The sequence below is a fragment of the Nocardia sp. NPDC051463 genome (assembly GCF_040681975.1).
Lineage (GTDB): Bacteria > Actinomycetota > Actinomycetes > Mycobacteriales > Mycobacteriaceae > Nocardia.
Genome location: NZ_JBFBAB010000039.1, coordinates 1 through 26,711 on the forward strand (window position 1 = coordinate 1; position 26,711 = coordinate 26,711).

The following is a 26,711-nucleotide window of genomic DNA, read 5'->3' on the forward strand; positions in this document are numbered from 1 at the left end:
TACCTGGCTACACACCTACAATCATCACCGCGGCCACACCGCACTCGGCGGACATCCACCAGCCAGCCGCGTTCCCAACCTCTCAGGTCAGTACACCTAGCTGTGCTACTGACGACGGTCGGCGCCGGTGTGATCGCCGAGGACCTCCTGCCCGACCTGCGCGTCGACCTCATCGAGATCTACCGGCACCTTTCGACGAACTGTTCGGCCGCCCGGACATCGGAACGCAGCTCGGATGATTCGACCTCGGGCTCGCACAGCCGCAGCTGGTCGGCCCGCTCGTTCTCCGGATGCACCGGCCTGTGAAACCCCGCGCTATACCGACTGCGCCCGCATTGTCGACGACTTCCGTTCTGCTGCCGGATGGCCGCGTTGCCGCGGATGAGCCGTCATCGTTATCCGGTGGCGTTCTCCGACGGTCATCATGGAGGTATGTCGTCCGATCGCGTTCAGGTTCGCGTGATTCTTGTCTTCGGGGATCGTGCGCAGCTAGACACACCGTGGCATTCGGCGCGGGACCCGATGTGGGTGCCCGCGGCATTGATCGCCGAGCAGGCCGGGTTGCCGGTGAATGAGCTGCCGGGCAGGGAGTTCAGTGCCGTGGGAGATCGGAAGTCCCTGACGGACTTCCGGCTGGTCTTCGACCCGCGTCTGTAGAACGGGGACTCGCGCGTCCGTTCCGCTCGGTTCGTATCGGAAGGAAACGTGCCTCGACAAGTCTGCCCGATCCGGCAGACAGACAGGTGGCAGGTGCGTGCCGCCCCGACAGGTAGCATCTGGATGCTCGGCGGGTGACGAGGAAACCGGTGAAACTCCGGTGCGGTCGCGCCACTGTCACAAGCCAGACCCTCTCCGGCGAGCAACGAACCCGATGGGCGCGTAACCCGAGGAAGGCCGTCACCTGTGATTCTGCTGCTGTCCACGTCCGACACCGATCTGTTGAGCGCGCGCGCGAGTGGCGCGGACTATCGATGGGGCAATCCCGCTCGGTTGCTGGTCGAGGACCTGCCCGCCCTGCTCGACGGCGCCGATCTGGTAATCGTGCGAATCCTCGGCGGCAAGCGGGCCTGGGAAGACGGCTTGGCAGCGATACATGCCAGCGGGGTGCCGATGGTGGCGCTCGGTGGTGAGCTCGCGCCCGACGCCGAATTGATGGAGTGCTCGACGGTGCCGGGCGGCGTTGCTGCCGACGCACACAACTACCTCGCGGCCGGTGGTTCGACGAATCTGCGTCAGTTGCACAACTTCTTGTCCGATACGGTGCTGCTCACCGGGCACGGCTTCGAGCCGCCTGTGCAGCTGCCGAGCTGGGGCGAGCTGGAGCGCACTGTGGCGACGGTCGACGGACCGATCGTCGCGGTCATCTACTACCGCGCGCAGCACCTCGCGGGGAATACCGGATACGTCGATGCGCTCTGTGCCGCAATCGAGAACGCCGGAGCGCGGCCGCTGCCGCTCTACTGTGCGTCGTTGCGCACCGCCGAGCCCGCATTGCTCGACACACTGCGGCAGGCCGACGCACTGGTGGTGACGGTGCTCGCGGCAGGCGGGTCCAAGCCCGCGACCGCGTCCGCCGGTGGCGACGACGAGGCATGGGATGTCGCGGCGTTGGCCGAGCTCGATGTGCCTATCCTGCAAGGCCTGTGCCTGACCAGCGGCCGCGCGCAGTGGGAGGCCAACGACGACGGGCTCTCGCCCCTCGATGTGGCCACTCAGGTGGCGGTGCCGGAATTCGACGGCCGGATCATCACGGTGCCGTTCTCGTTCAAGGAATTCGACGCCGACGGTCTGTCCACCTATGTGCCGGACCCCGAGCGTGCGGCGCGGGTGGCGGGTATCGCGGTGCGGCATGCGCGGCTACGTCACATTCCGGCCGCGCAGCGTCGGGTCGCCGTGATGATGTCGGCCTATCCGACCAAACACGCCCGCATCGGCAACGCGGTGGGCTTGGACACGCCGGCGAGCGCGATCCGATTGCTCACCGAGATGCGTTCGGCTGGTTACGATCTGGGGCCTGGCGGGGAGGTTCCCGGGCTCGAGGAGCGCGATGGCGACGCGCTGATTCATGCGCTCATCGCCGCCGGTGGTCAAGATCCGGACTGGCTGACGGCCGAACAGCTCGAAGGCAATCCGATCCGGATCGGCGCGACGCAGTATGCGGCATGGTTCGACACGCTGCCCGAGGACCTGCGCGAGGCTGTGATCGAGGCGTGGGGCCCCCCGCCGGGCGAGCTGTATGTCGATCGCTCTGCCGATCCCAACGGCGAAATCGTCATTGCCGCATTGCGCTTCGGCAACGTGGTGTTGATGGTGCAGCCGCCGCGTGGTTTCGGTGAGAACCCGGTCGCCATCTACCACGACCCGGATCTGCCGCCGAGCCATCACTATCTTGCGGCCTACCGATGGATCGCCGCGCCGGACGGGTTCGCCGCCGACGCGATGGTGCACCTCGGCAAGCACGGCAATCTGGAGTGGTTGCCGGGCAAGACCCTCGGTATGTCCGCCTCGTGCGGCACCGACGCTGCGCTCGGTGAGCTGCCGCTGATCTATCCGTTCCTTGTCAACGATCCGGGTGAGGGCACCCAGGCCAAGCGCCGGGCACACGCCACCCTGGTCGATCACCTGATCCCGCCGATGGCGCGCGCCGAAAGCTATGGCGACATTTCACGTCTGGAGCAGTTGCTCGACGAGCACGCCAATATCTCCACTCTCGATCCCGCCAAACTGCCTGCGATCCGGCAACAGATCTGGACGCTGATGCGCGCGGCGAAGATGGACCACGATCTCGGGTTGGCCGAGCGTCCGGAAGAGGACGTCTTCGACGACATGCTGCTGCACGTCGACGGCTGGCTCTGCGAGATCAAGGATGTGCAGATTCGTGACGGCCTGCACATTCTCGGGCAGGCGCCGACCGGGCAGAGCGAACTCGACCTGGTGCTCGCCATGCTGCGCGCGCGGCAACTGTGGGGCGGCGAGCGGAATGTGCCGGGGCTGCGCGAGGCGCTCGGGCTCGACGAATCCGGAACCGAGGCCCGTGAGCGCGTCGACCGGGTGGAAGCCCAAGCGCGCGAGCTGGTCTCGGCGTTGCAATCGACCGACTGGTCCGTCGATGCCGTGGACACGCTCACCGACAACGGCACGGTGCGGCAGGTACTGCGGTTCGCCGCCACCGAAGTGGTGCCGCGGCTGCGCCGGACCGGCATCGAGATCGACCGCGTCTTGCACGCGCTCAACGGTGGATTCATCCCGGCTGGCCCCAGCGGTTCGCCGCTGCGCGGGTTGATCAACGTGCTGCCGACCGGCCGCAACTTCTACTCCGTCGACCCGAAGGCGGTGCCGTCGCGACTGGCCTGGGAAACCGGGCAGGCCATGGCCGACTCGCTGCTGGACCGCTACCGGGCCGACCACGGCGAATACCCGCGTTCGGTGGGACTTTCCGTGTGGGGCACCTCGGCAATGCGCACCTCCGGCGACGACATCGCCGAAGTCCTCGCGCTGCTCGGTGTCCGGCCGGTGTGGGACGAGGCCAGCCGCCGCGTCACCACACTCGAGGTCATTTCCCTGACGGAGCTCGACCGCCCTCGTATCGACGTCACCGTGCGGATCAGCGGATTCTTCCGCGATGCGTTCCCACACGTGCTTGCGCTGCTGGACGACGCGGTGCGGCTGGTCGCCGAGCTGGACGAGCCACTGGCGTCGAATTACGTACGCGCGCATGCACAGGCCGACCTCGCCGAGCACGGCGACCAGCGCCGCGCGACCACCCGCATCTTCGGCTCCAAGCCCGGCACCTATGGTGCGGGCATCCTGCAGTTGATCGACTCCAAGAGTTGGCGCACCGACGACGACCTCGCGCAGGTGTACACCGCGTGGGGCGGCTTTGCCTATGGCCGTGACCTCGACGGCGCGCCCGCGGCCGACGACATGCGCACCGCATACCGGCGGATCACGGTGGCCGCCAAGAACACCGACACTCGCGAACACGACATCGCCGACTCCGACGACTACTTCCAGTACCACGGCGGCATGGTCGCCACCGTGCGCGCGCTGACCGGTAAGAACCCCGAGGCGTACATCGGCGACAGCACCCGCCCCGACGCGGTACGCACTCGCACCCTCTCAGAGGAGACCTCCCGAGTCTTCCGCGCTCGCGTGGTGAACCCGCGCTGGCTGGAGGCGATGCGCCGCCACGGTTACAAGGGCGCATTCGAAATGGCGGCCACTGTCGACTACCTTTTCGGCTACGACGCAACCACCAATGTCGTCGCCGACTGGATGTACGAAAAGCTCGCTGAGAGTTACGTTTTCGATGACGTGAACCGGAAATTCATGGAGCAGTCCAACCCGTGGGCGCTGCACGGAATTGCCGAGCGACTGCTGGAGGCCGCTGAGCGGGACCTGTGGGAGAAGCCGGAGCAGGCTACACTCGACCGGTTGCGAGAGGTCTACCTGGAGACCGAGGGCGAACTCGAGTAGCTCTGCTCGGACCGGTCGGCTGATCCGGCTCGATATCGTCCGAGTGGGCCTCTGCGCGAGAGTGCTCAACCCGGGACCCACCCTGGCCACCTTCGCTGGTGCCCTGCTGGGGATCGGCGAGTTCCCTCATGGTGTTCGTCTTCTGTGCGCCGTGAGGCGTCGATCTCGGGATGGGCTTGCGGCTGATCGTCCGATCTCGGACTTTGCGAACGCGGCCGAATCCGTTGCGGAGCACTGTGATTGGATCGTTCGAGGTCTTCCTGCCGACGCTTGTCGCCGAGGGTATGACCGGGTTGTGTACCGACATGTCGGTTTAGTTGTCAGCAATGCCCGACTCCGGCTTCTTTTGGTGTGTAATAGATTTGCGGAAATTTCGACCGAACATTTTATCGGGCGAGCGAATTTATTGATCTTGCAGAGCAATTCAATTTCATCATTCTCTCGACATCGAGAGCGTCCGAGGCGCATGATAATCCGTGTCCCATTTGCCGATTCTCGGGGTACGTCAATCGAATCGGCCGGATGATTGGAAAGTCTTATGATGATCAAGAGATTGATAGCGGCAACGATGTTCACTGTCGCCGCGACCGGCATCACCGCGGCGACCGCGCACGGTCAGCCGGTGGCGCCGGGCGCAGAGTTCGAAGGGGTGGACAGCGGTGTCGTGTACACGGCCGCGGTCGCACCCGACCGTTCGAGTGCGACGGTCACATTGGCGTCGGGGACATTCGAGGTGACGCCCACTACGGGCGTGATCACGGTGTTGGCACCCGACGGGTCGGTGGTCGGCTGGCTGCCGACGGCGGCGCAGACCGTAGCAGGTCGACAGGTGCAGGTCACACCGCAAATCGACAGCACAGCAACATCTTTGACGCTGGCGCCCGTCGGCGCCGTGGCGCCGGAACCCGGTGCGTTGCAGAACATCGGTGACGCGGGCACCACTATTGCGGGTATTGCGATCGGTTGCGTCGTCGGGGCGCTCATCGGGCTCATCTTCCTCGTCGTCACGGCCATTCCCGGCTGTATCGTCGGCGCGATCGTCGGTGGCATCATCGGCGCCAACCAGTGATCCCTCGGTGCAGGCCTGAATAAGCCATAGGTGGACATCCTCGACCGGACTCGATAGGCAATCGCCGTCCGGTCGGGGACATTGTTGTTCAAATCTCGACACCACGAATTCATCAAGCAGCTGCCGCTTTCCGGAACCGCTCAGCCGTCGCTCGCCATGCGGCGCACCGAGGTCTCCTCGAGACCGGTCACCGCTTTATTGGCGGCAGTCGCCGACCCCGCCGCGACGGCGACTGCCTCGTCGTCATCGAGCAACGGTGGTGATAGCGCGGACCGGGCATCGAGCCGATACCCGCCGGGGGCGCGGGCAGTGCGCCCGCGGGACAGCGCAGGTGGCGCCACACTCGACGTCCGTGCGAATGGTTTATGTCGACACCCCGAGCCGTTCGGCCAAGGTGGGCTCGGTCCAATCCCTGTGCAGCGGCAGTAGCGACAGCAGGGGTAGCAGATACAGTGGGTGATCGGTTGTGACGTGTTGGTGGCGCGTCTGTATAGTGTGCGGTCGCAAATAGTTTCAGGTGCTAATGAAGTCTGGCCGAGATCGATTACTGGCCGCCACCGTGTCGCGCTGCCTCGTTGTCGACGGGCCCGCAGTGCACCGGTCAAGCTCGTCGAGCTACCGCATGCCGAGATCGTAAGGCGCATGGCCTCGTCGAGTGTCGGGTCGACTGTTCGTGGCCCGTGCGCAACAGGTGTCGGAATACCCCACTGCAGCTAGCCGATCAGAAGTAGGGCCCCTATATGACGAATTCCACGATTCAGGCACCGGCGGCGCCGCCGGTCCTGGAAGCAGGCGAGGACGCGTCGCTGTCGCACCGGCAGATCCTGACCATCCTGTCCGGCCTGCTGCTCGGCATCTTTCTGGCCGCACTCGACCAGAACATCGTGAGCGTGGCGATCGTCAAGATCTCGAACAGCCTGCACGGGTTCGACGAACAGGCCTGGGCGACAACGGCATATCTGATCACCGCCACAATCACTACGCCGCTGTACGGCAAGCTGGCCGACATCTATGGGCGAAAGCCCTTCTACCTCACCGCGATCGGCCTGTTCGTCCTCGGCTCCACCGCCTGTACCTTCGCCACATCGATGTACGAACTGGCAGGCTTCCGGGCCTTCCAGGGCCTTGGCGCCGGTGGCCTGATGTCGCTGGCCTTCACCATCATCGGTGACATCGTGCCCGCCCGCGAACGTGTGCGCTACCAGGGCTACTTCATGATGGTCTTCGGTTCGGCCACCGTGCTCGGCCCGGTGCTCGGCGGTTTCTTCTCCAACTACGACAACCTCTGGGGGCTCGAAGGCTGGCGTTGGGTGTTCCTGGTGAACGTGCCGATCGGTGTGCTGGCGCTCGGTGTGGTCGCCAAGGTGCTCAATGTGCCGCATCAGCGCCAGCGGCACCGGATCGACTGGTTCGGTGCGTCGGCGTTGACGATCTGCGTGGTGCCGCTGCTGATCGTCGCCGAACAGGGCAGGAACTGGGGGTGGAGTTCCGACCGTGCGCTGATCTGCTACGGCATCGGCGCCGCCGGGTTGGTGCTGTTCCTACTCATCGAATTCCTGATGAAGGACGCGGCGCTGATCCCGTTGCGGCTGTTCAAGAATTCGACCTTCAGCGTCGCTATCATCGGTGGCCTCATCGTCGGTATCGCGATGTTCGGCGCCATCGTGATGGTGCCGCAGTATTTCCAGGTGGTACGCGGCTACTCGCCGACGAAGTCGGGCTTGCTGATGCTGCCGCTGGTGCTCGGCATCATGATCGGCTCTCAGGTGGCCGGGCAGATCACGAAGGCCACCGGTCATTACAGAGCGCTGCCGGTGCTCGGCTCCTTCGTGATGGCGGTCGGTGCGGCGCTGCACGCGCGTGTGCTCTACGACAGCCCGCTGTGGCAGCCGCTGGTGTACGCGGGCATCATCGGGGTCGGCCTCGGTGGCTGTATGCAGACGCTGATCATCGCCGCACAAAACGCCGGTCCGCGTTCGGACATGGGCGTGTCGACGGCTGCGGCGACATTCTTTCGGCAGATGGGCGGGACGCTGGGGGTCGCGGTCTTCCTGACGATTTTGTTCAACCTGTTGCCGCACAAGATCATCGACGCGTTCGGTGGACAGCTGCCGGACGGCTTCGACGCGGCCCAGCTCAGCAGCATGCAGAGCAATACGAGTGGGATCGCGGAGCTGCCGGAGGAACTGCGGGTGCCGATCCTGACCGGATTCACCAGTTCCATGTCGGGAGTCTTCTATGTCACTGCCGCGGTCGCGCTGCTCGGTGCGGTGGTGCTGGTTTTCATGAAGGAGATTCCGCTGCAGGATGATCCGGTTCCGGGGTCCGCCGCCCCTGTGGACGCCGAGCTCGTCGCACAGTCGGTAGGCGAGGACTCGACGTGGGCCCAGTCGCGGGTGTGGGACGGCGCCGCCCAGGCAGTGTCCGAGCCTGCGCCGGTGCTGGCCGGTGGGCACCTCTCGATCGACCATCAGGGCAACGGTGTGTATCAGGTCTCGGTGTCGGGAACGGCAGCGGCAGAGCCGGATTCGATGGACATCCGACCCGAGCCCGATCGCCGCTCGATCCGAGGTCGCATTGGGCACGGAGACGGTCGGCCGGTGCCAGGAGCTGCGCTGACCCTGATCGACCACCGAGGGCACCAGGTTTCCCGGGCGACCGGCGATCCGCACGGCGGGTACGTCATCGGCGTGCCCGAGGGCGGTAACTATGTGTTGATCGCGTCCGCGACGGGGCATCAGCCGGAGGCAGTGAGCGTCGCCGTCGGTCATCGGACCGTGCAATTGGACCTGACGCTCATGGGTTCTGGCGAGCTGTCGGGCGTGGTCAGATCGGCCCGGCGCGGCGAACCGCTCGCCGGCGCGACCGTCACGCTGACCGACATGCGCGGCGAGGTCGTCGGCGCGGCCATCACGGCAGGTGACGGCGTTTATGTTTGTCATGGCGTGGTGTCGGGCACCTACACCTTGGTTGCCGTCGCCGACCATATGCGTCCGAACGCGGCCACCCTGACCATGCCCGACAGCGGCCTGCTGCGCCAGGACATCGACCTGGCTCCGATGGCAGTGCTCGCCGGATCGGCGTGGTCGGACAGCGACCGGTCTGTTCCCGACGTCCAGATCACCATCTTGGATGCCGACGGCGACCTGACCGCCACGGCTCGCACCGACGAGAACGGCCGCTACGTGGTCAGTGATCTACCCGAGGGCCAGTACACCGTGGTGGCTCGCGGCTACCCGCCGGTGTCCAGCAGCGTGACGGTGATCGGTGGCGAAGTTGTCCACGACGTGAAACTAGGCTATGGACAGGATGATTCGGCGATCCATCGCTGAGCATGCCGCTCGTCGGCGTCCGGCGTCAGAACAGGCCCGATCACCCCGCCGAACTCTCGCGTGGTCGGGCTGCAACAGTGCACGGCTTCGCCACTGTTACAGCCCGAGGCCCGCGTAATTACTCGACGATCTTGGCGCGGAAGGGGCCGCCGATGCTGTTGAACAGCAAGTCGCCGTTGGGGAGGGCTTCGACGATCGCGTACGCGCCGTTGCCGAGGTTCGATTGACCGAAGATGGTGCGGTGCACGGTTTCTCCGGTCTGCCAATCCATACCGGTGACCTCCCAGCCGTCGGCTTTGCTGTAGCCGTTGACGAAGACGATCCCGCCCGAGCTGGATACCGCGGGCACCATCGAGGTGGACACGACATCGCCGCGGGTCCATGCCGAGGTCCACTTGTCGGCCTTCGGATCCCATTCGAATCGTTGCATGCCGTGCGGGGGCTGGGAAACCGGCCCGTTGGCGATCACATCCACCAGGCGATCGGGTACGCCTTCGGCCCCGATGTTCTGGACCACGAACGCGCCGTAGCCGTTCACGACGACCGACTGCTCGCTCTGGATGAATTCCGGCTTGGGATCGGACAGGCCCGCCGTCACCTCGATCTGGTCGGCGATGCGATCGGATTTGGTGTTGGGCTTCTGTGTGAACCCGGCGGGGATCTTGTTGCGCCAGAAAGCGACCAGCTTCATATGGTCGGCGCCATCGGTGATCACCACCAATTCGTCGGCATCGGTGCCGAACCCCATCAGTGTCGGTGTGGAACCGGTGCCGATGCCGAACTTCACAGCGGGAGGTTGGCGGCCGAAGTCGTACGGCGACGACCAAGCGCCGTCGGCCTCGGCCGTGGACAGCTTGCTTCCGGTCCACACCACCTTGCGCATGATCTTGTCCGATGCGGCGTAGATGCCGCCCTTCTCGTCGATGGCCATCGAGTTGGAGACGGTCTCGTCGTCTCCGAACCGGACCTGCTGAGGCTCACCGGCAAGCGCGCGATCAATGACGAACAGTGCGCGCGATCCGAGCACCGTCAGATGTCCGTCGTAGGTCATGTTGACGCCGACGATGTTTTCCGGAGTCCCCAGCGTTGTCGTCCCCGCGCCCAGCCACGGCTTGAAGTCCAACTGCGCGACGATCTCGATCCCGTCCTCGGGCTTGTCCTTGTTCTTCAGCCCGAACTTCACGATCTCGGAGTTCTGGGTGACGTAATAGACGTTGTTGTCCTTGTCGACCAGGCTGTAGACGCCGTTGGCGATCCGCTGCCAGGTCGCCCCGCCCCAATTATCGCGGATGGCGGTCTCGATCTGACCTACGTCGGAGAAGTTCTGATCCAGGACCTGATCCAGCGCTCGGGGCGGAATCGGCGCGACCCCGGGTGCATCCATCGATGCGACCTGCCGGAACCCGCCGTCGGATACGTCGACGTATCGCACACCGGAGGTCGAGGAGATCCACCGGTACTTCGAGTCCGTCGACGCCAGCGTCATGATGTTGACCGGCCCGGTCGCCACGCGCGGCATTTGCTTCGGGTCGATGTGGAAGGTACCGCGCGGCACCGGGTCCGGGAAGCTGTCGGATTGCCCGGAGTCCAGGTGGGTGACCGCGTATTTCTCCGCGGCCAGATTCGGGTTTCGCGGCGGGCTGTCGCCCGATTGTTCGCTCATATTCGTGGTGTTCTTCGTAGCGGACGCGTCGTCGCTACATCCGGGCAGCACCAAAACCGCCGCCGCTGCCATGGCGACCACTGCAGTACTCGCCCGGAAATATCGAGGCTTGCTCACAACCGTGCTCCTGTCCTCGCGATCGGTATTGCGCTCGAACCTGACGGTGACGCACAAACACCCATTCGCCGATGCGGGCATCGACGGCCGATAAACGGAACAACACAAGCTGAGACAACGCACTGCGCATCGTCAACATAACACCGGCCATTGGACCAAGATCGAGAAATCAGCGACGGCCTGTGGCGGAAACGGATGCACTGTCAGCGTGGCGGATGTAAGTCATCGATCCAGGTCACTTGCTCGGGATCCGATTCGATATCGGGCAGGTCGAGGTTGACCACTACCGGTTCTTGATCGCTGCGGACCACGACGCACGACAGGGACGCGTCGGAACTGGCGTTGATCTCTTGATGCGGTACGAACGGAGGGACATAGATGAAGTCACCCGGCCCGGCCTCCGCGGTGTATTCGAGCCGGTTGCCCCACCGCATCCGGGCCCGACCGGCTACAACATAGATGATGCTCTCGACATGGCCATGGTGGTGCGCGCCGGTCTTGGCATCGGGATGAATCAGTGCCGTCCCGGCCCAGAGCCGCTGCGCGCCGGCCCGCGCCGCATTGATTGCCGCGGCACGGTTCATTCCCGGCGTCTGCGGCGTATTCGGATCCAATTCGTCGGCATGCACGATCCGCACCCCATGTAACCGATAGTCGACTCCCGCACTGGCCATCACAACCTCCGCCTGGACTCCACACCATTCTCCTCTGACACGGCCGAGCGGTACATGATGGGTGGAATCTGATCGATCCGCCGGCCTCGACTGGTGCGTGAGGCCGGTGGTGATGCGTACCCGATTCGAGCGCGATCCTCAGTTGGCTCGAGGTTGCCGAACGACAGTACCTGCCCACATGATCGCGAAGTAGACCCGCGGCGGGATCACCCGGCGCCGGTAGAATCAGACCAGACGGTCATGCGTCGGCTATACACCGTTCGGCTCGGCGCGGCCACGGGAGTGTGGGAGATGAGCGCACGCGACGGTCCGAGCCTGCGCTTTCTGGTCTGTGCCCAGCGACCCGACCGTTGACGCCAACCCGCATCAGCCGCCGTTCTACGTCCTGCTGGGCGACCCGGACAACGCTGAGCCGTCGTTCCGCTTGGCCAGCGCGATGGTCGGGTTCAACAGGGAATTCCTCTCCGCCTACGTCTCCGCCCATTCCGACCCCGAGAACTACGGCAAGGTCAGCGTCTCGCAACTTCCCACCGACACGCTCACCCAGGGACCGCAGCAGATCCAGAATTCGATGATCTCGGACACCAGAGTGGCGTCCGAGCGAACCCTGCTCGAGCGTTCGAACCGGATCCAGTACGGCAACCTGCTCACCCTCCCGATCGCGGACGGCGGGGTGCTCTACGTTGAACCACTCTTCACCGAGCGGATTTCGACAACACCGAACGGATCGACGTTCCCGCAACTGGCACGAGTACTCCTCAGTTACCGCGACCCCGGCACCGGTGGCGTCCGCGTCGGCTATGCCCCGACCCTGGTCGAGGCGCTCGACCAGGTATTCGGCGCCGACACCGGCAGACTTGCCACCGCACCCGGCGACGGCGCCGCGCCCGCACCGCCACCGGGCAGGCAGCCCGCAGCACCGCCGCCCCCACAGGCAGGATCCCCGCAGACCGTGGATCAAGCGAAGATCGCCGAACTCAACGCGCAGATCGATGCCATCCGGGCGGCCCTCGAGCGGCTCCAGCAGGAGCTGAACGACCTCGAGCGTCCCGGTCGATAAGGCATCCGTCGATGCGTGCACAAGCGAGGGCGCCGATCCACGCCGAGCAGCGCTGCTGGTTGTTCGGCAAGAGGATCGACGGGTGTCTGTCACTCCTTCGTCAGGATTGGAGGACCGCCTGATCACTGTCGGCCGACGCGTCATCGAGGACGGTGGGTGCGGGCTTCCGGCGACTGGTGAGTGTGACGAGCAATGAGGCCGATGTCAGCGCGACGCCGAACCAGAAGACACTTCGGACACCTGAATGATCGGCGAACAGCCCACCGAAAAGTGCTCCGAGCGCGATAGAGGTGTTGTATCCCAAGGTGTTGAGTGACATAGCGGCTTCAAAGGTGTCGGGCGCGGCAGCGAGCGTCATGTTGATTTGGCACAGGTTCATGGCACCGAAGGACACTCCCCAGAGGGCCACCGAGATAATCAGACCGGCCTGTCCGTGACCGATCGTGAGCAATAAGAACAAGGACGCCACGAGTCCGGTGCAGGCGACGATGAAGCTGGCTTTCAAATTCGTAGTCGCGGTATATCCGGCGATAAAGTTTCCGGCCGCCCCTCCGGCGCCATAAATTATCAGCAACCCGGTGACATAGGCGGGCGTGGCAGATGAATTGTCCTCCAAGAAGGGGCGTATGAAAGTGTATGCCCCGAAATGGCCGAGTACATACAATACGACGGTAAGCATCACCAAACGTAGTCGCACGTTCTCGAGCGGAAGCTTGAAGACATCCTTGACCGAAATCGAATTATCCGATGGCAGCGATGGAACTATGGCGGCGACCGCGACGAATACCAGCGCGCTGAGGGCGCTCCAGATGAGAAACGTGGTCCGCCAGCTCGTGAGGCTTTCAAGGAATGTTCCCAGCGGCATGCCGACCACGGTGGCGATCGAGATGCCGGACAGTGCGACCGCGGCGGCTCTGCTCGCGTGGCGTCCTGGAACGAGGCGCATCGCCATGCCTACGCCTATGGCCCAGAACACCCCATTGGCAAATCCCATGATCAGCCGCGCCGTCAAGACCAGCGGATAGTTCGGTGAGATGGCGGTGATCAGGTTTCCCAGCGCCAATATCGCCAGTAATGCGGACAGTAGAATTCGTCGGTTGACGCGCCTGGTCCATGCCACGATAAACGGTACGCCCAGCCCGGCTGAGATTCCGTACAAAGTAACCATCAGCCCGGCAACTCCCACCGATATGCTCAGGCTCGTGCTCACTGGAGTAAGTAGGCCGACGGGCATCAGCTCTGTGGTGACGAAGACGAATAAGCTGGCTGTGATTGCAGAAACGCCCAGCCATGATCTCACGGCCGAGTAGGAGTGTGCATCTTGTGTGGCCAATTTCTTCTCTCTGATGTTTCGGGTTATGGCTTACGGATAAAGGACGAACTGAGGTTCTTGCAGTCCCGGTGATATTCGCGGGTGAACGTCAGTGGAATCAGGCCCGCCGGAAGTGCCTACACCGTGGTGGCCGCCAATGGGCGGTTCGGCGGCAATCGCTCGGTCGTTATCGGGCAGGCGCTTCCCTCGATCGCAGGCGTCGACGCCGTGGCGCGCTCACGGTAAGGAGTTGCCGGCTGCTCTTCATGCCAGGTCGGTGAGGGCCGATCCGGCTGCGGCAGTTCGCCGTTCAACGAATGCGTAGTCGACCTAAAGCGTGCGCGAGTGTGGTGATCCCTGACTTGAACGGCTGGTCGCCATGCTGGAGCAAGGTCTAGAGGAGAGGTTAGTTTCCATGGAAGGTAAACTATCTTCCATGGAAGGTATAGTCAATGGATGACTGCGGCCCGCATTTCACCCGAACCCGACGCCGTCGATCGCATCGTCGACCAATGGCGTCGCGAACGGCCTGACCTCGACCCGAGCCCGATGCATGTGATCGGCCGAATCTCCCGCCTGCACGCGGCGCTGGATGAGCAGCTCTGTCGAGTTTTCAGCGACTACGACCTGGGCCGGGGGGAGTTCGATGTGCTCGCCACCCTGCGGCGCTCCGGTCGCCCGTTCGAGCTGAGCGCTGGTGAGTTGTGTGAGTCGATGATGGTGACCTCTGGGGCGGTCACCAAGCGCGTCGACCGACTGGAGCGCGCCGGACTGGTCAGCAGGCGCGCGGCCGAAGTGGACGCTCGCGGTCGACGGGTCCAGCTGACCGACCGTGGCCGCGAAGTCATCGACGAGGTGGTCGAGCAACATGTCCACAACGAGGCGCGGTTGATCTCCGGCCTCACCACTGATGAGCGGCTTGCTCTGACCGACCTGCTGCGCAAGTTGAGTCGGACGCTGCCTACGGCGATTGTGTAGCGAAAGTGGTTGTCTTACTGTGCATCGGTGGCGTCAACTCGGTGAACAGTACTGTCGGAATCCCGCCGATGGTGCGGCGCGAGGCTTCTCACACGAGGGCGGCGCGGCCTTGTGCGTACGCGATGAGATTCTCTGCGTGCGCCGCATCCTGCTTGGTGAGGCACGCCCGGAATTGGGTGCATGCGTCGTCTAGTCGCGGTCCTGGTCCAGCGTCGGCGAGCAGGACGATGATTGCCTCCCAGGTTTCGATCTGTGGGGTGGGGTCGGCCAATAGTTCATCGAGGTACCGGTCCGGTTCCAGTAGCCGTAGCGCTCGGCGCGCGTAGGTGTGCACGCGCCGAGGCAGATCGGCGCGGATGGCGTCGATGTCTGCCTGCAGCGCGTGCCGGGTCGGTTGCGTCGGGTCGACCCGCAGAGACCACAACTCGGTGAGGTCATGCGGCAGTCCGCGGTCGTCGATCAGGCCGGGGCCGGTCGCCTGCTCGAGCGGCGTGAGCGGGAGACCCAGTTGCGTACTGCGCCAGTTACGGAATTCCCACCAGGCGGTCGGTGTAGCGCTCAGGCTCAGTCCGAATCTGAGCACCTGCTGCCCTCCGGTCCAGGTGCGTAGTGTCCGGGTGCGACCGACCGACGCCACACCACCCGGCACGACGCGTACCCACGTTGCCTCCGAGCCGTGAAAGCCATATGGCTGCAGCAGCTTTCCTGTCTCGCGCATCAGTCGGCGCAGCGCCGAGTCCGGTCCGACCATGACAGCAGACTAGCGGCACGCACCGACACAATCGGATCCGCAAGCATCCCACCATGTTTCGGCTCATTGGTCAGCGCCGATGGCCGTTCGGATCTGTCCGCGAATTCGCGACCTACTCGGCCGGCGATTGCGGGGTCAACGCGCCCAGGGCGCGACGACTGGCGGCTGACCAGGAATGAGCCCCCGCCCGCCGACGGGCAGAACCACGACGGCCTCGAACGGTTCATCGCTCGGATTAGCCATGGCGAACAGCTCGTGTGCGGGCACGATGAGTGCGTCTCCGGCTTCCACTGTGAGGACTTCGCCGCTGATGGTGACGGTCATCGTGCCGGACAACGCGATGAAGATCTCCTCGCGATCCAGGGCATGCGCCGGCGCGTCGACGCCCGGTTTGATGGTCAGTCGCCACGCGCTGTTCTCGGTGGACCCGCGGGTGGGTGCGGCCAGGCCGACGAACTCGGCGTGGTCGTTCTCGAAGCGAGGGGCGCGGTCGGCGGTGATGTGCGGCATGACTCTCCTGTGTAATCAATTGTGCGCGTTGACTATTGGGCCCAGGGTGGGCTGACTCGGTCGCCGCCGGGCGTTTGGGCGTAAGCGCCCACCGGCAGGATCGCCACCGCCTCGAACGGTTCGTCGCCGGGTACGGATACGCGGAAGACGGTGTGGGCCGGGATCACCAGTGCGTCGCCGGCGCAGAAGTCGTGGGTCTCGCCGTCGATGGTGGCGCGGGCCTTGCCGGCGAGGGCGATGAAGATCTCCTCCCGTGAGACCGCGTGCTCGTGGCCGGGATTGCCCGGGTGCAGGGTGAAGCGCCAGACGCTGTTCTCGGTGGAGCCACGGCTGGGTGCGGCCAGGCCGCCGGCGGTCATGAGGGGAGCTTCGAAGACGGGTGCGTCGGCGGATTTGATGAGTGGCATGCTGTGGCTCCTAGCGCTAAACCAAGGTGTTCAACTATGGTGTACAACTAGAGTTGTACATATTGCCGGGAGGAGAGTCAAGTGGATTTCGGCGTCATGCTCGGGCAGGCGTATCAGGCGTTCGTCTCGGAGCTGCATGCGCATATGGCCGAGCGCGGCCATCGCATGCTCGGTGCCTCCTATGGATACGTGCTGCGCACACTGGCCGAGAACGCACTCACTGCAAGCCAATTGGGGGAGCGTCTCGGGATCACCGCGCAGGGTGCGGCCAAGGTCGTCGACGAAATGGTGCGGCACGGCTACGTGGAGCGGCGGCCGGATCCGACGGACAAACGCGCCAAACTGCTGCACCTATCGGACCGGGGTCGCGACACGTTGGACGCTGTGCGGGAATTCCACGTCGAGTACGAGCGAAGACTGGTCGCGCGAGTGGGCGCGGACCAGGTTGCGACGGTGCGTGCCGTGTTGGGCGAGATCGCCGGCGCGGCAATGGATTCCGGCGCGGCGCGGACCTTCCGGCCGCTATGAGCGACGCCGTGTGTGTCTCGGCGGCGATGGTGAGCGCTGTGGCCGCCACCGTGGAAGCGGCGGATTGTGCGACAGAGACTCTGCTCGCCTCTACGGCCCAATGTCCCTATATCGTGCGGCTGTCGGAGGAGACCCGGTGCGGCGCGGGACATTCGGCGACGCCGATCGTGTGTAGTACCTGTTGGGAGATATGTCTCCCGGAGGTCGCAATCGGCACCGCTATGCCCGCGGCGTAGCGCGAAGCAGCCCGCGAGATTGTCAGGGGGTTTGCGATCCTAGGTCGCATGAGCCACAACATCTCGTACTCTACTGCTGACAAGGCAGGCATCCTGGCTTACCTGGGCGGCAACGGAGCACTGAGCGACACCCAACTGCGCAACCTCGAGGAAATGCGCAAGAACGCGCAGGCGCACCAGCGCGATCTCGACCGCCAGGATTGCGACTGGGGCCTGTCGATCCCCGACGCCCTCGATCACCTCATCGCCGGGCACATCGACTCGGGTGCGGAGTGCGCAGGCAACGCCTACCACGCCGCGCGGCAACACATCATCGACCGCAACGGCTCCGACCCCTCTCAGCTGGGCACCTACTCCAAGCCCAGCACATTCTTCAGTCTTGTCGACGACGAGATGCGCCGCCTCGGGGTGCCTACCGACCTTCTTCCACACGGCTACCTCTACGGCGGCCCGCCCGATGAGTTCCCGTTCATTCCCCATTCGGTCGATGGCTACCCGGCCATCGGCCACCTGCCGCTGGTCAAGGCCAAGCCCGCCGCCGACGCCTATCGCGCTGTCCTGGACCGGATGAACCCGGACTTCCGGTACGACATCCAAGAACTCATCGACAAGCTCGAATTCGAACACGGCGAATGGAATTACGCCACCAGGGAGATCGACTGGTACACGCAAGACACGCTCTTCTTCTCGCTCATCTGATCTGCTTTCACGATCCGTCGAACCGCGGAGGACACCGTAGCGGCGTCGGGCCAGGCAAACGAGGGCGGCGTTGTGGTTCTTGCGCTGCGCGCATTGTCGGGCGTCATAGGTACGGCTGGCCGGGTCGTGGAGCGCGGCGAGCGGTGACAGCGGGGCGCGTCGAGTTTGTCATTGCCCGATCGTGCGGGGCGGGCGTGGGCAACTCTGTGGCAATATCGACTCGCCGGATAAAGGTGGCTCACCGGCATCTCTCGTCCTCGGCCGCGTCCTTGGCCTGATGTCGACGCTCGGGACGAGCCCGGTCCGGCGTAGGGGCGACCTGTCGGCGGGCTTCAGTTCGCTGTCGTCCATGGCAAAGACGGTGCCCCGGGGGCGTGAAGGGACTGCACCGTGAGACCGCGTAATACTGCGGATCGCGCCGGATCTCGGGCAGTGACACTCCGAATTCTCGTATTCGTGACCCATCTGTGTCTTGATCAACTGATGAATCGCGACTTACGGTTTTAACTCAATGGCAAACCGCTAGCGATCAACGGAGCACGAGGCATCCACGAGACGGCTCGGGCTCGGTAGGTAAGTTCGCCCAACCAGCGGGAGCAGGTCATGACACGTTCGAAGCTCATTGTGGCTACCGCTGGCATGATTCTGGCCGGGGTCGGGGCACTCGATATTCTCGGCGATCAATCGGTTCCCATCGACACTGTCCGCATAGCCACCGTCTCGAATAATGCGTCGAGCTCACCCGCGTCCGGAAGTGCGGAGATCGATGTGCCACGCACCGTGAGCTGTCCGATTGAACCCGCCACCATCGACGACTTGAAGTAGCGCAACCTGCACCGGGTTGCCGCTGTGACATGAGCGTGATCGGCGCGGCCGGGATTCGGCTCCATGGATTCGACCCGGCGAGCGTGGAGTTGATCTTTCGTCAGATCGGAACGTCGGGGAACCGGGTGATTGCGGCTCGGGGGAGGAGCCGGCGGTCACGACGATCGCAACCCGCTGCTGACTGCCATCGGCATCTACTGGTGCACTCGCGGTGGCGTCGTTGCCGCGCAATTCCTTTCCGGGTGGCGGCTTCCAGCCTCGATTGGATGGCTCCGCCGGATGTGCAGCAGGGCGACCGAGGGCGCGGACCCGTCGGTTGGCATTGCCATCACGCCGTGTGCCCCCCGAACCATAAAGCCTCGGGTATGCCGTGGTCACGCAGATTCGGCTAGGCCGGTGGAGCGCCAGACGTTCGCGAGTTCTTCCAGCGGAATGTTCAGGACGGCAGCGACGGACACGACGGTGCCGAAGGCGGGGGTGGGAAGGCGTCCGGTTTCGATCTTGCGGAGAGTTTCCGGCGAGATGCCCGCTGCGGCAGCGGTTTCAACGAGGTCACGATCCGCGCGGGCGGCGCGCAGTCGGGTGCCGAGGCGGCGACCGGCCTCGACCTGTGTGGGCGTCAGTGGGAGGCGAACCATGGCACGAGCGTATGGGCGGTATTTAAATACCGCAAGTGGCTGGTATTAAAATACCGCACCGGCTAGGGTGGTATTTAAATACCGATTGGAGCAGGTTGATGGTGGAGCTGAAGAGTCGCGACGAGATTGCGCGGATGCGGGTCGCGGGGCAGTTCGTCGCGGAGATCCTGGCCGAGTTGCGGCAACGCGCGCAGGTCGGCGTGAATCTGCTGGAGCTGGAAGCTATTGTGCGGGAACGGATTCGGCAGCGGGGAGCGGAGTCGTGCTACTGGGATTACGTGCCGTCCTTCGGGCGGGGCCCGTTCCGTAACACCGTCTGTCTATCGGTCAATGACGCTGTGCTGCATGGGCTCCCGTTCGATTACGCGCTGCGTGATGGTGATGTGCTGAGCATGGATCTGGCAATCGGCGTCGACGGTTGGGTGGCGGACTCGGCGGTCAGCGTGATCGTCGGTACGGCTGCGCCGGAGGATGTTCAACTGGTGCGGGCCACAGAGGATGCCTTGGCCGCGGCAATCGCAGTGGCGTTGCCCGGCAATAGGATCGGAGATATCTCCGCCGCGATCGCGGATGTGGCGCATGCCTACGGGTATCCGGTGAACACCGAATTCGGCGGGCATGGCCTCGGGCGCACCATGCACGAAGACCCGCACATACCGAATGCGGGGCGCGCCGGGCGCGGATACCGGCTTCGGCCGGGGCTGACGATTGCCATCGAGCCGTGGTTCGCGGCCACGACCGACCGGATCTACACCGATCCCGATGGTTGGACGATTCGGTCGGCCGATGGATCGCGCACCGCGCATTCCGAGCACGCCGTCGCGATCACCGCCGATGGGCCGGAGATCCTTACGTTGGTCGGCTGACACGCGGCGCGGGTCAGCCTTCTTCGGATAGCCAGTCGGCCAGATCGGTGGCCGCGCGCAGTTCTTTCGCTACCGACGTGCGCTCGGCCTCGGAAAGCTTCATCGCCCGCAGTTCGGCCCGCCACTGTTCCCCACGGGCAGATCCGTTTGTGGCAACGGACAGTTCGATCAATGCGGACAATGCCCGTGCCTTGTCCGGGCGCGGGGCTTCGGCGCCGAATCGCCCGAGTCCGACCTCGAGTACGCGAATGGCGGTCTCGTCGTCGTTCTTGAAATCACGCAGAATGCGCGCGTTGTCCAACACTCGTGCCAGGCCTTCGAGTTCACGCGAACCGCCGTACTCGACCTCCATCGGTTCGTCGCGCTGGATGTAGATCACCGAGTTGCCCACCGGGTCGACCATCGTGAATCTGCTCTGGCCTGGCCGAAATCGGGTGATGCGCGGGCAGCCCTTTGCCGGGACCTTGCCGTAGCGGGTGCGCAGCGCCTCGGTGAAGGCGCGGTGTCTGGCGGCGACATCGTCGATCATGACCAGGCAGGCGACCTGTTCGGTAGGGAGTTCGGTGCTTCGAGGTTCGGATGCGAAATGCAGGGCGCAGCCGTTGGCCTCGACGGCGCCGTAGTTGTAGGGGCGGGTCTGCTGGTAGGTGACGGTGTATCCGAGGGTTCGGTAGAAGTCCAGGGTGTCGGCCAGGTTGCCGCTTTGGAGCACTGGAACCGCCGTGTCTCCCATGTCTGCCTCCGCACTGCTGTAATCAAATTTGACTACCTGAGGTTAGGGTGGTGTTTTGGCGCAAGTCAAGTTTGAGTAGCATCGCTGTTCTGTGCTGAAAGGAGTTCGTCGATGTCGGCCGTGCGGCTGCTCGTCCTCGGTGTGATGCGGTTGCGTCAACCCACCTACGGCTATGCGGTGCGCCGCGAATTGTTGTCCTGGCGTGCGGAAACGTGGACGAACGTCAAACCGGGCTCGATCTACCACGCGCTCAGGCAACTGACCCAGGAAGGCAAACTCAGCGCCTTCGGGACCGAGGGCAGCGATCAGGGCCCTGGCCGCACCTTGTTCGAAGTGACTGAAGCTGGTGAGGCGGAGTTCCGCGCGCTGATGGACGAGGCGCTGGTGAGCATCGATATGGAAGAACTCGGCGCCGCCATCGCGTTCATGGACGCGTTGCCGCGTGCGCACGTCATCGAGAAGCTGCGCGAACAGCGCCGTCGCAGCGAAGCCGTCCGCAATGACCTGCTCGCCATGATCCCCTCGTTCCCCGGCCGCTATGAACCGCCACACGCCACCGACCTGCTCGAACTGTGGAGCGGAGTGTTCGGCCACCTGGCGGGCTGGACCGACGGCCTGCTCGAACGGTTGGAAGCGGGCGAATACCGGATGTCGGAGCGACCGAATACGCTGCCCTCATGACGAACACGCTCGGGGCCGTCGGCAAGGCGGATTACGTTCTGCTGACAACGTTCCGTAAGGACGGCACACCCGTCGGCACCGCCGTGTGGGCGGCGGCCGACGCAGGCAAGCTGTATGTGTGGACGGTGACCGACAGTTGGAAGGTGAAGCGGCTGCGCCGCAACGCGGCCGTCACCGTGCAGCCGTGCAGCGCCTCCGGCAAGCCGCGCGGCGAGGTGATCGAGGGCACCGGACGGGTGCTCGATGCGGAGGGCACCGAGCGGGTCCGCAAACTGCTCAAGAAGAAATACTGGCTGCTCGGCCCGCTGGTCATTCTCGGAAGCAGCCTGCGCCGTGGCAAAGCGGCCACCATCGGCATCGAAATCACGCCCGTCGCCTGACCATCGCCGGGTACGGTCGGACGGTCAGCCGTCGGCCACCTCCTGTGCCGGTCAGGTGGCCTGACTGACCGAAGACATGTGGAAGTCGGGAATCCGCAACGGCGGCATGGCCGTTCGGGTGAACCAGTCCTTCCATTCGCGGGGGAGCGTGGTCTCGGTAGCACCCGCCTCGCTGACGCGGCGCAGCAGATCGATGGGGCTTTCGTTGAAGCGGAAGTTATTGACAGCAGCGGTGACTTCCCCGTTCTCGACGAGGTAGACGCCGTCACGAGTGAGTCCGGTCAGCAGCAGTGTCGCCGGGTCGACCTCGCGGATGTACCAGAGCGTGGTGAGCAGCAGGCCGCGTTCGGTACGGGCGATCATGTCGTCGAGATCGGCGCCGGAGCCGCCGGTCAGCAGCAGGTTCTCGGCGGGCAGTGTGGTGGGCGCATCGAATTCGGTGGCGGTGGCGCGCGGATAGGCGAGAGATTCGATGACGCCGTCGCGCAACCAGTCGACCCGTTGCGCGGACATACCGTTATCGAAGACCGAGAGCGTCTCCGAGGAGGCGGATGTCGCGACGAACGGACGGTATTCGAGACCATCGGCCCACGGGTCGGAGTACAGGGTCAGCGGAATGTCGGTGAGCCGCTCGCCGATTCGGGTGCCGCCTGCGCGGGCGAAGGCGGTGTGGCCCTCTTGCGCCCCGCGGCCCTCCATCTCCCAGGCCATGTAGATCATCAGGTCGGCGACTGCCGAGGGCGGCAGCAGTGTTTCGTAGCGGCCTGCGGGCAGCTCGACGCGACGCTTGGACCAATCGAGGCGACGTGCGAGCTCGGTGAGGAGGCGGGGAATATCGACATCGGTGAAGTCCGCGGTGCCGACACCGACCCAGGCGCTGGCCAGATCGGTACCCTCTCCACGTTTTCCATTGATCTCCACCGAACCGGTGGGCTGCACGAATCGGCGTCGGATACCGGTGGAGGTGCCCAGCCACGTGGTGTGGATCTGGTGGTGGGCGAAACCGTAGAGGCGATCGGTTCCGTCGAATCCCTTGGACAGGTCGCGAGCGAGGTCGGTGAAAACCTCTATGCCGGTGTTGCCCGGCGCCGCTGCCCAGTCGGCTGCGTCGTCGATATCGGGAGTGAGCAACGGCATCGCGTCCTTGGCGGCTTCGGCGGTGCGGGCGGCTGCCTCGCTGGCACGCACCACGGCCTCGATGTCGTTCGGGTCGACGCTGGTCGAGCTGATGCTGCCGACCCGCGCGGAGTTCGGTCCGTCGCGGAAGACCGAGATCACCGCCCAGTCGCGGGAAATCGAGGAGCCGTTGGTGGTCATCGAATTGCCCGCCCACCGCAGTGAGGCCTCGTTGGCGTCGGTGACGATTACTATCGCCTCGTCCGCCCGTGAGAGAGAGAGGGCCTGCTCGACGACCGCGCCTGCGGGCATCTGGCCGGTACCGATCGCGTTCACTGGCCCGCCTCCGTCCGGGTGTTGAGAATATTGATGCCGCGCACCAGAATCGACGGGCAGCCATGACTGACCGCGGCGACCTGACCCGGCTGGGCCTTGCCGCAGTTGAAAGCACCGCCGAGCCGCCAGGTGGACGGGCCGCCCACCGCCTCCATCGAGCCCCAGAAGTCGGTGGTCGTCGCCTGGTAGGCGACGTCGCGGAGCTGGCCGTCGAGCTTGCCGTTCCGGATGCGGAAGAACCGCTGGCCGGTGAACTGGAAGTTGTAGCGCTGCATGTCGATCGACCATGACTTGTCGCCGACGATGTAGATGCCGTTCTCGACGCGCGAAATGAGCTCTTCGGTTGTGGTGTCGCGGGTGGGGTCCGGTTGTAGCGAGACGTTGGCCATGCGCTGGATCGGAACGTGGTGTGGCGAGTCGGCGTAGGAGCAGCCGTTCGAGCGGTCCAGCCCGAGACGCGGAGCGAACACCCGGTCGAGTTGGTAACCGACGAGAACGCCGTCACGCACCAGATCCCAGCGCTGCCCGGCAACGCCTTCGTCGTCGTAACCGACGGTGGCAAGACCGTGCTCCTGCGTGCGGTCGCCGGTGACGTGCATGATCGGGGTGCCGTACCGCAGGGTGCCGAGCTTGTCCGGCGTCGCGAACGAGGTGCCTGCGTAGGCGGATTCGTAGCCGATGGCGCGGTCGTATTCGGTGGCGTGGCCGATGGACTCGTGGATGGTCAACCATAGGTTTGTCGGGTCGATGACCAGATCGGTCGGGCCTGCCTGCACGGTCGGGGCTTTTACCTTCTCGGCCAGCCACTCGGGGATTCGGGTGAGCTCGTCGCCCCAGTCCCACATGCGGTCCGCACCGGCGAGGTACTCCCAGCCGCGTCCGGCGGGAGGCGCAAGGGTGCGCATGGTTTCGAAGACGCCCGCTGCGGAATCGACGGTGATCGCCTCGAATTGCGGATACAGCCGCACCCGCTGCTGGGTGATGGCCGAGCCCGCGGTGTCAGCGTAGAAGGTCTGTTCCTTGACCTGCAGCACCGCGGCGGTGACGTGGTCGACCCCGTCGGCGGCGGACAGTCGGCCGGAATAGTCCTGCAGCAGCGCGACCTTGTCGGTGGTCGGCACGGCGAACGGGTCGAGGTCATAGGACGACACCCACCGCACATTGTCGTAGCGGGGTTCCGCGGCGAGCTCGACGCGCTCACGGTTCAGCGCGCGCAGTGTCGTTGCCACCGTTACCGCGCGGCGGGCCACCTCGGCCGCGGCCGAGGTGGTGAGGGCGGCGTGCGAGGCGAAGCCCCATGTGCCGGCGACCACTACGCGGACGGCGAAACCGAGGTCGGTCGCATTACTGATCGCCTCCACCCGGCCGTCTCGCAAGCGGATCGACTGGGTGACCAGCCGGTGTACTCGCAGATCCGCGTGCTCGGCCCCCGCCGCCTTCGCCGCGGACAACGCAGCATCGGCGAGCGCGGTCAGCGGCAGCGAAAGGAACTCGGCGTCCACATCCTTGGAAGTCGCGATGCTCACCCGCACCAACTTAGTCGCTCCCCTCGGTGCCGCGGCGCAGCACCGCGAGTACACGCCGCGCGAATATGCCCACGGCGCAATGTTGCATGAACTGCAAAGCGGCACACGATGCTTGCGCGATGCCCGTATCGCGACCGCCCAAAACGCTTGAACGGGCGAATGTTCGGCCACGCCCCGGTGAACCGCGACGCGCGGGATCGGAGGTCCGCTGCGATCGGAGGCGCAGGCCGCAGGACGACGCGCCGGTCGCCGCAAATCGGGGCAGATCGGGCTTCGACCATCGCAAATGGGTGACGGCACGCGCGAAACCGTTGCCTACCGTACCCGAGTCGTCAAATGCCGTACTGTGCCCGCGTGCCGCCATCCGCCCTCCGCGATCGCAAACGAGAACGTACCCGCCGCGCCCTCCTCGAGGCAGCCGTCGAACTATTCGAGAACAGAGGTTACGAGGAAACGACGGTGGCCGACATCGCCGCCGCGGCGGAGGTCGGCACCCGCACGTTCTTCAATTACTTCGCGAGCAAGGAAGAACTGCTGTTCCCCGAGCAGGACGAGCGCGTGCGCGCGGCGGTGGCCGCCATTGCCAGCCGTCGCCACGGCGAACGTCCGGTGGAGGTGCTGCTGCGTGCGCTGCGCGCGGCGGGCGACAATCCCGGCGAACATCTCGTCGACGATCTGAGCGCGCGGATCGCCGCGTTGCGCGCACAGGTCTCGCGGACTGTGCCCGCGGTGAGCGGGCGTGCGGCGCATGCGCAGTTGGTTGCCCAGCGGGAGATCGCCAGGCAACTGCACCACGCGTTTGCCTCGGAACTGGACGAGGTCGGCGCCGCGGCGCTGGTCGGTGCGGTCGTCGGTGCGGTCTCCGGTGCGCTGACCGTGCTGTTCCAGGGTCCGCATGTCGGTGCGGAGGACGGCGAGCGACTGCACCGACGTATCCATGAAACGACCTCGCGGGTCCTACAACCCTGGCTCGCCTCGAACTCCACCATGCACGCTCATCCGGTCGGCTGAACCGCGCGCCCTGCGTCAGCCGAATTGCTGCCAGCCCAACCGAATCACCATCACGATCACCACCACGAGCAGCACGATCCGCACGAACTCAGCGCCCTTGCGCAAGGCCATGCGCGAGCCGGCGATGGCGCCTGCCACGTTGCACACGGCCATGGCCGCGCCGAGCCCGAACATGATGTGACCGGTCACGCCGAAGAAGACCAGCGCGCCGACGTTCGACCCGCAATTGATCACCTTCGCCATTGCCGCCGCGCGCACGAACTCGGTGCCGAGCAGTGTTGCGAAGGTGATGATCAGGAACGTGCCGGTGCCCGGTCCGAGCAGGCCGTCATAGAAACCGACGAGCCCGGCGGCCAGCGCGACCACCAAGATGAATTTGCGCCGCGTCGGTGGATGTGTCGCGATCGTGACACCGATCGCAGGGCGCAGGGTGACGAAGATCGCGACCCCGACCAGGACCACCATCACGATCGGAATGAACAGGTCGCGGTCGATGAGGGAGACCGCGGCAGCACCGGTCGCCGCGGCCACCGCGGCGATGCCTGCGGCGGGCAGTAGCACCCGCCAGCGCATCGGAACCTTCCGCGCGAAGGTCGCAACCGAGGCTCCGGTGCCCGCGACGGCCGCGAATTTGTTTGTGCCGAGCGCGGTTTGCGGCACGATTCCGGGCGAGACCAGGAACAGGGTCGGCAAAATGATCAATCCGCCGCCGCCGACCACCGCGTCGACCCAACCCGCGGCGGTCGCGGCAACCAGCAAGGCCGCCCAGTCTGCAAAATCCACGCGG

At 65.0% G+C, this 26,711-nt stretch carries 24 protein-coding genes, 2 pseudogenes and 1 riboswitch; of the genes and pseudogenes, 13 read left to right on the top strand and 13 right to left on the bottom strand.

Features of this window, described 5'->3' with window-relative positions; genetic code table 11:
- Nucleotides 1–102: 102 nt before the first annotated feature.
- From AB0M74_RS32145 to AB0M74_RS32160, 4 genes are all read left to right on the top strand, one after another.
- Nucleotides 103–306, top strand: a complete 204-nt coding sequence (locus tag AB0M74_RS32145) for a hypothetical protein (RefSeq protein WP_366530067.1) — start codon at nucleotides 103–105, stop codon at nucleotides 304–306.
- Between the two features lie 126 nt (nucleotides 307–432).
- Nucleotides 433–657, top strand: coding sequence for a hypothetical protein (locus tag AB0M74_RS32150; RefSeq protein ID WP_366530068.1), 225 nt, complete (start codon nucleotides 433–435; stop codon nucleotides 655–657).
- A gap of 104 nt (nucleotides 658–761) precedes the next feature.
- A riboswitch (cobalamin riboswitch) is annotated at nucleotides 762–871 on the top strand.
- Between the two features lie 32 nt (nucleotides 872–903).
- Entirely contained in the window at nucleotides 904–4,476 is a 3,573-nt protein-coding gene (gene cobN / locus AB0M74_RS32155) for a cobaltochelatase subunit CobN (protein ID WP_366530069.1), read from the top strand.
- A 538-nt stretch (nucleotides 4,477–5,014) separates the two neighbouring features.
- Nucleotides 5,015–5,545 (top strand): hypothetical protein, encoded by a 531-nt coding sequence (locus AB0M74_RS32160; RefSeq protein WP_366530070.1) that lies wholly within the window; start codon nucleotides 5,015–5,017, stop codon nucleotides 5,543–5,545.
- Nucleotides 5,546–5,685: 140 nt separating this feature from the next.
- Here the strand turns inward: AB0M74_RS32160 and AB0M74_RS32165 are convergent, their stop codons facing one another.
- Nucleotides 5,686–5,886, bottom strand: coding sequence for a hypothetical protein (locus AB0M74_RS32165; RefSeq protein ID WP_366530071.1), 201 nt, complete (start codon nucleotides 5,884–5,886; stop codon nucleotides 5,686–5,688).
- A 399-nt stretch (nucleotides 5,887–6,285) separates the two neighbouring features.
- On the opposite strand from AB0M74_RS32165, the gene AB0M74_RS32170 reads away from it, so the two are divergent.
- On the top strand, nucleotides 6,286–8,877 hold the full coding sequence (locus AB0M74_RS32170; RefSeq protein ID WP_366530072.1) for an MFS transporter: 2,592 nt from the start codon (nucleotides 6,286–6,288) through the stop codon (nucleotides 8,875–8,877).
- A gap of 118 nt (nucleotides 8,878–8,995) precedes the next feature.
- Here the strand turns inward: AB0M74_RS32170 and AB0M74_RS32175 are convergent, their stop codons facing one another.
- Together AB0M74_RS32175 and AB0M74_RS32180 are read right to left on the bottom strand one after the other, a co-directional pair.
- Entirely contained in the window at nucleotides 8,996–10,657 is a 1,662-nt protein-coding gene (locus tag AB0M74_RS32175) for a hypothetical protein (protein ID WP_366530073.1), read from the bottom strand.
- Nucleotides 10,658–10,860: 203 nt separating this feature from the next.
- A complete protein-coding gene (locus AB0M74_RS32180) occupies nucleotides 10,861–11,331 on the bottom strand; it encodes a cupin domain-containing protein (RefSeq protein WP_366530074.1) in 471 nt (156 codons plus the stop codon).
- A 319-nt stretch (nucleotides 11,332–11,650) separates the two neighbouring features.
- Here AB0M74_RS32180 and AB0M74_RS32185 point away from each other — a divergent pair.
- A pseudogene (locus AB0M74_RS32185) lies at nucleotides 11,651–12,391 on the top strand (UPF0182 family protein); the annotation flags it as partial.
- 100 nt (nucleotides 12,392–12,491) lie between these two features.
- Here AB0M74_RS32185 and AB0M74_RS32190 read toward each other — a convergent pair.
- A complete protein-coding gene (locus AB0M74_RS32190; protein ID WP_366530075.1) occupies nucleotides 12,492–13,724 on the bottom strand; it encodes an MFS transporter in 1,233 nt (410 codons plus the stop codon).
- Nucleotides 13,725–14,159: 435 nt separating this feature from the next.
- Here AB0M74_RS32190 and AB0M74_RS32195 point away from each other — a divergent pair, with 435 nt between their 5' ends.
- On the top strand, nucleotides 14,160–14,681 hold the full coding sequence (locus AB0M74_RS32195) for a MarR family transcriptional regulator (protein WP_366530076.1): 522 nt from the start codon (nucleotides 14,160–14,162) through the stop codon (nucleotides 14,679–14,681).
- An 88-nt stretch (nucleotides 14,682–14,769) separates the two neighbouring features.
- Here AB0M74_RS32195 and AB0M74_RS32200 read toward each other — a convergent pair whose 3' ends face one another.
- From AB0M74_RS32200 to AB0M74_RS32210, 3 genes are all read right to left on the bottom strand, one after another.
- Nucleotides 14,770–15,432, bottom strand: a complete 663-nt coding sequence (locus AB0M74_RS32200; protein ID WP_366530077.1) for a hypothetical protein — start codon at nucleotides 15,430–15,432, stop codon at nucleotides 14,770–14,772.
- Between the two features lie 135 nt (nucleotides 15,433–15,567).
- Nucleotides 15,568–15,942 (bottom strand): cupin domain-containing protein, encoded by a 375-nt coding sequence (locus AB0M74_RS32205; protein ID WP_366530078.1) that lies wholly within the window; start codon nucleotides 15,940–15,942, stop codon nucleotides 15,568–15,570.
- A gap of 32 nt (nucleotides 15,943–15,974) precedes the next feature.
- Nucleotides 15,975–16,349 (bottom strand): cupin domain-containing protein, encoded by a 375-nt coding sequence (locus tag AB0M74_RS32210; RefSeq protein WP_366530079.1) that lies wholly within the window; start codon nucleotides 16,347–16,349, stop codon nucleotides 15,975–15,977.
- Nucleotides 16,350–16,430: 81 nt separating this feature from the next.
- On the opposite strand from AB0M74_RS32210, the gene AB0M74_RS32215 reads away from it, so the two are divergent.
- Both AB0M74_RS32215 and AB0M74_RS32220 read left to right on the top strand, forming a co-directional pair.
- Complete coding sequence (locus AB0M74_RS32215; RefSeq protein WP_366530080.1) at nucleotides 16,431–16,877, top strand: MarR family transcriptional regulator; 447 nt, start codon at nucleotides 16,431–16,433, stop codon at nucleotides 16,875–16,877.
- A 284-nt stretch (nucleotides 16,878–17,161) separates the two neighbouring features.
- Complete coding sequence (locus AB0M74_RS32220; protein ID WP_366530100.1) at nucleotides 17,162–17,812, top strand: hypothetical protein; 651 nt, start codon at nucleotides 17,162–17,164, stop codon at nucleotides 17,810–17,812.
- 27 nt (nucleotides 17,813–17,839) lie between these two features.
- Here the strand turns inward: AB0M74_RS32220 and AB0M74_RS32225 are convergent.
- Nucleotides 17,840–18,000, bottom strand: a pseudogene (locus AB0M74_RS32225) (IS110 family transposase); the annotation flags it as partial.
- Between the two features lie 1,011 nt (nucleotides 18,001–19,011).
- The gene (locus AB0M74_RS32230) at nucleotides 19,012–19,275 is read right to left on the bottom strand and encodes a helix-turn-helix transcriptional regulator (RefSeq protein WP_366530081.1); all 264 of its coding nucleotides are present in this window, start codon (nucleotides 19,273–19,275) and stop codon (nucleotides 19,012–19,014) included.
- Between the two features lie 98 nt (nucleotides 19,276–19,373).
- Between AB0M74_RS32230 and map the strand changes: the two genes are divergently transcribed.
- On the top strand, nucleotides 19,374–20,141 hold the full coding sequence (gene map, locus AB0M74_RS32235; protein ID WP_366530082.1) for a type I methionyl aminopeptidase: 768 nt from the start codon (nucleotides 19,374–19,376) through the stop codon (nucleotides 20,139–20,141).
- A 13-nt stretch (nucleotides 20,142–20,154) separates the two neighbouring features.
- Here the strand turns inward: map and AB0M74_RS32240 are convergent, their stop codons facing one another.
- Nucleotides 20,155–20,874 (bottom strand): glyoxalase, encoded by a 720-nt coding sequence (locus AB0M74_RS32240; RefSeq protein ID WP_366530083.1) that lies wholly within the window; start codon nucleotides 20,872–20,874, stop codon nucleotides 20,155–20,157.
- 111 nt (nucleotides 20,875–20,985) lie between these two features.
- On the opposite strand from AB0M74_RS32240, the gene AB0M74_RS32245 reads away from it, so the two are divergent.
- Nucleotides 20,986–21,555, top strand: coding sequence for a helix-turn-helix transcriptional regulator (locus tag AB0M74_RS32245; protein ID WP_366530084.1), 570 nt, complete (start codon nucleotides 20,986–20,988; stop codon nucleotides 21,553–21,555).
- On the top strand, nucleotides 21,552–21,935 hold the full coding sequence (locus AB0M74_RS32250; RefSeq protein ID WP_366530085.1) for a PPOX class F420-dependent oxidoreductase: 384 nt from the start codon (nucleotides 21,552–21,554) through the stop codon (nucleotides 21,933–21,935). The genes AB0M74_RS32245 and AB0M74_RS32250 overlap by 4 nt, the downstream gene beginning before the upstream one ends.
- 51 nt (nucleotides 21,936–21,986) lie before the next feature.
- On the opposite strand, the gene AB0M74_RS32255 is transcribed toward AB0M74_RS32250, so the two are convergent.
- Together AB0M74_RS32255 and AB0M74_RS32260 are read right to left on the bottom strand one after the other, a co-directional pair.
- Nucleotides 21,987–23,363 carry a metallopeptidase TldD-related protein gene (locus tag AB0M74_RS32255; protein WP_366530097.1) on the bottom strand — a complete coding sequence of 459 codons (1,377 nt, stop codon included), beginning with the start codon at nucleotides 23,361–23,363 and terminating at the stop codon, nucleotides 21,987–21,989.
- A 20-nt stretch (nucleotides 23,364–23,383) separates the two neighbouring features.
- Nucleotides 23,384–24,913, bottom strand: a complete 1,530-nt coding sequence (locus AB0M74_RS32260; protein ID WP_366530086.1) for a TldD/PmbA family protein — start codon at nucleotides 24,911–24,913, stop codon at nucleotides 23,384–23,386.
- A gap of 354 nt (nucleotides 24,914–25,267) precedes the next feature.
- On the opposite strand from AB0M74_RS32260, the gene AB0M74_RS32265 reads away from it, so the two are divergent.
- Nucleotides 25,268–25,924, top strand: a complete 657-nt coding sequence (locus tag AB0M74_RS32265) for a helix-turn-helix domain-containing protein (RefSeq protein ID WP_366530087.1) — start codon at nucleotides 25,268–25,270, stop codon at nucleotides 25,922–25,924.
- Between the two features lie 15 nt (nucleotides 25,925–25,939).
- Here the strand turns inward: AB0M74_RS32265 and AB0M74_RS32270 are convergent, their stop codons facing one another.
- Nucleotides 25,940–26,707: a TSUP family transporter gene (locus tag AB0M74_RS32270; RefSeq protein ID WP_366530088.1), complete on the bottom strand. Its 768-nt coding sequence runs from the start codon at nucleotides 26,705–26,707 to the stop codon at nucleotides 25,940–25,942.
- Between the last annotated feature and the right edge of the window lie 4 nt (nucleotides 26,708–26,711).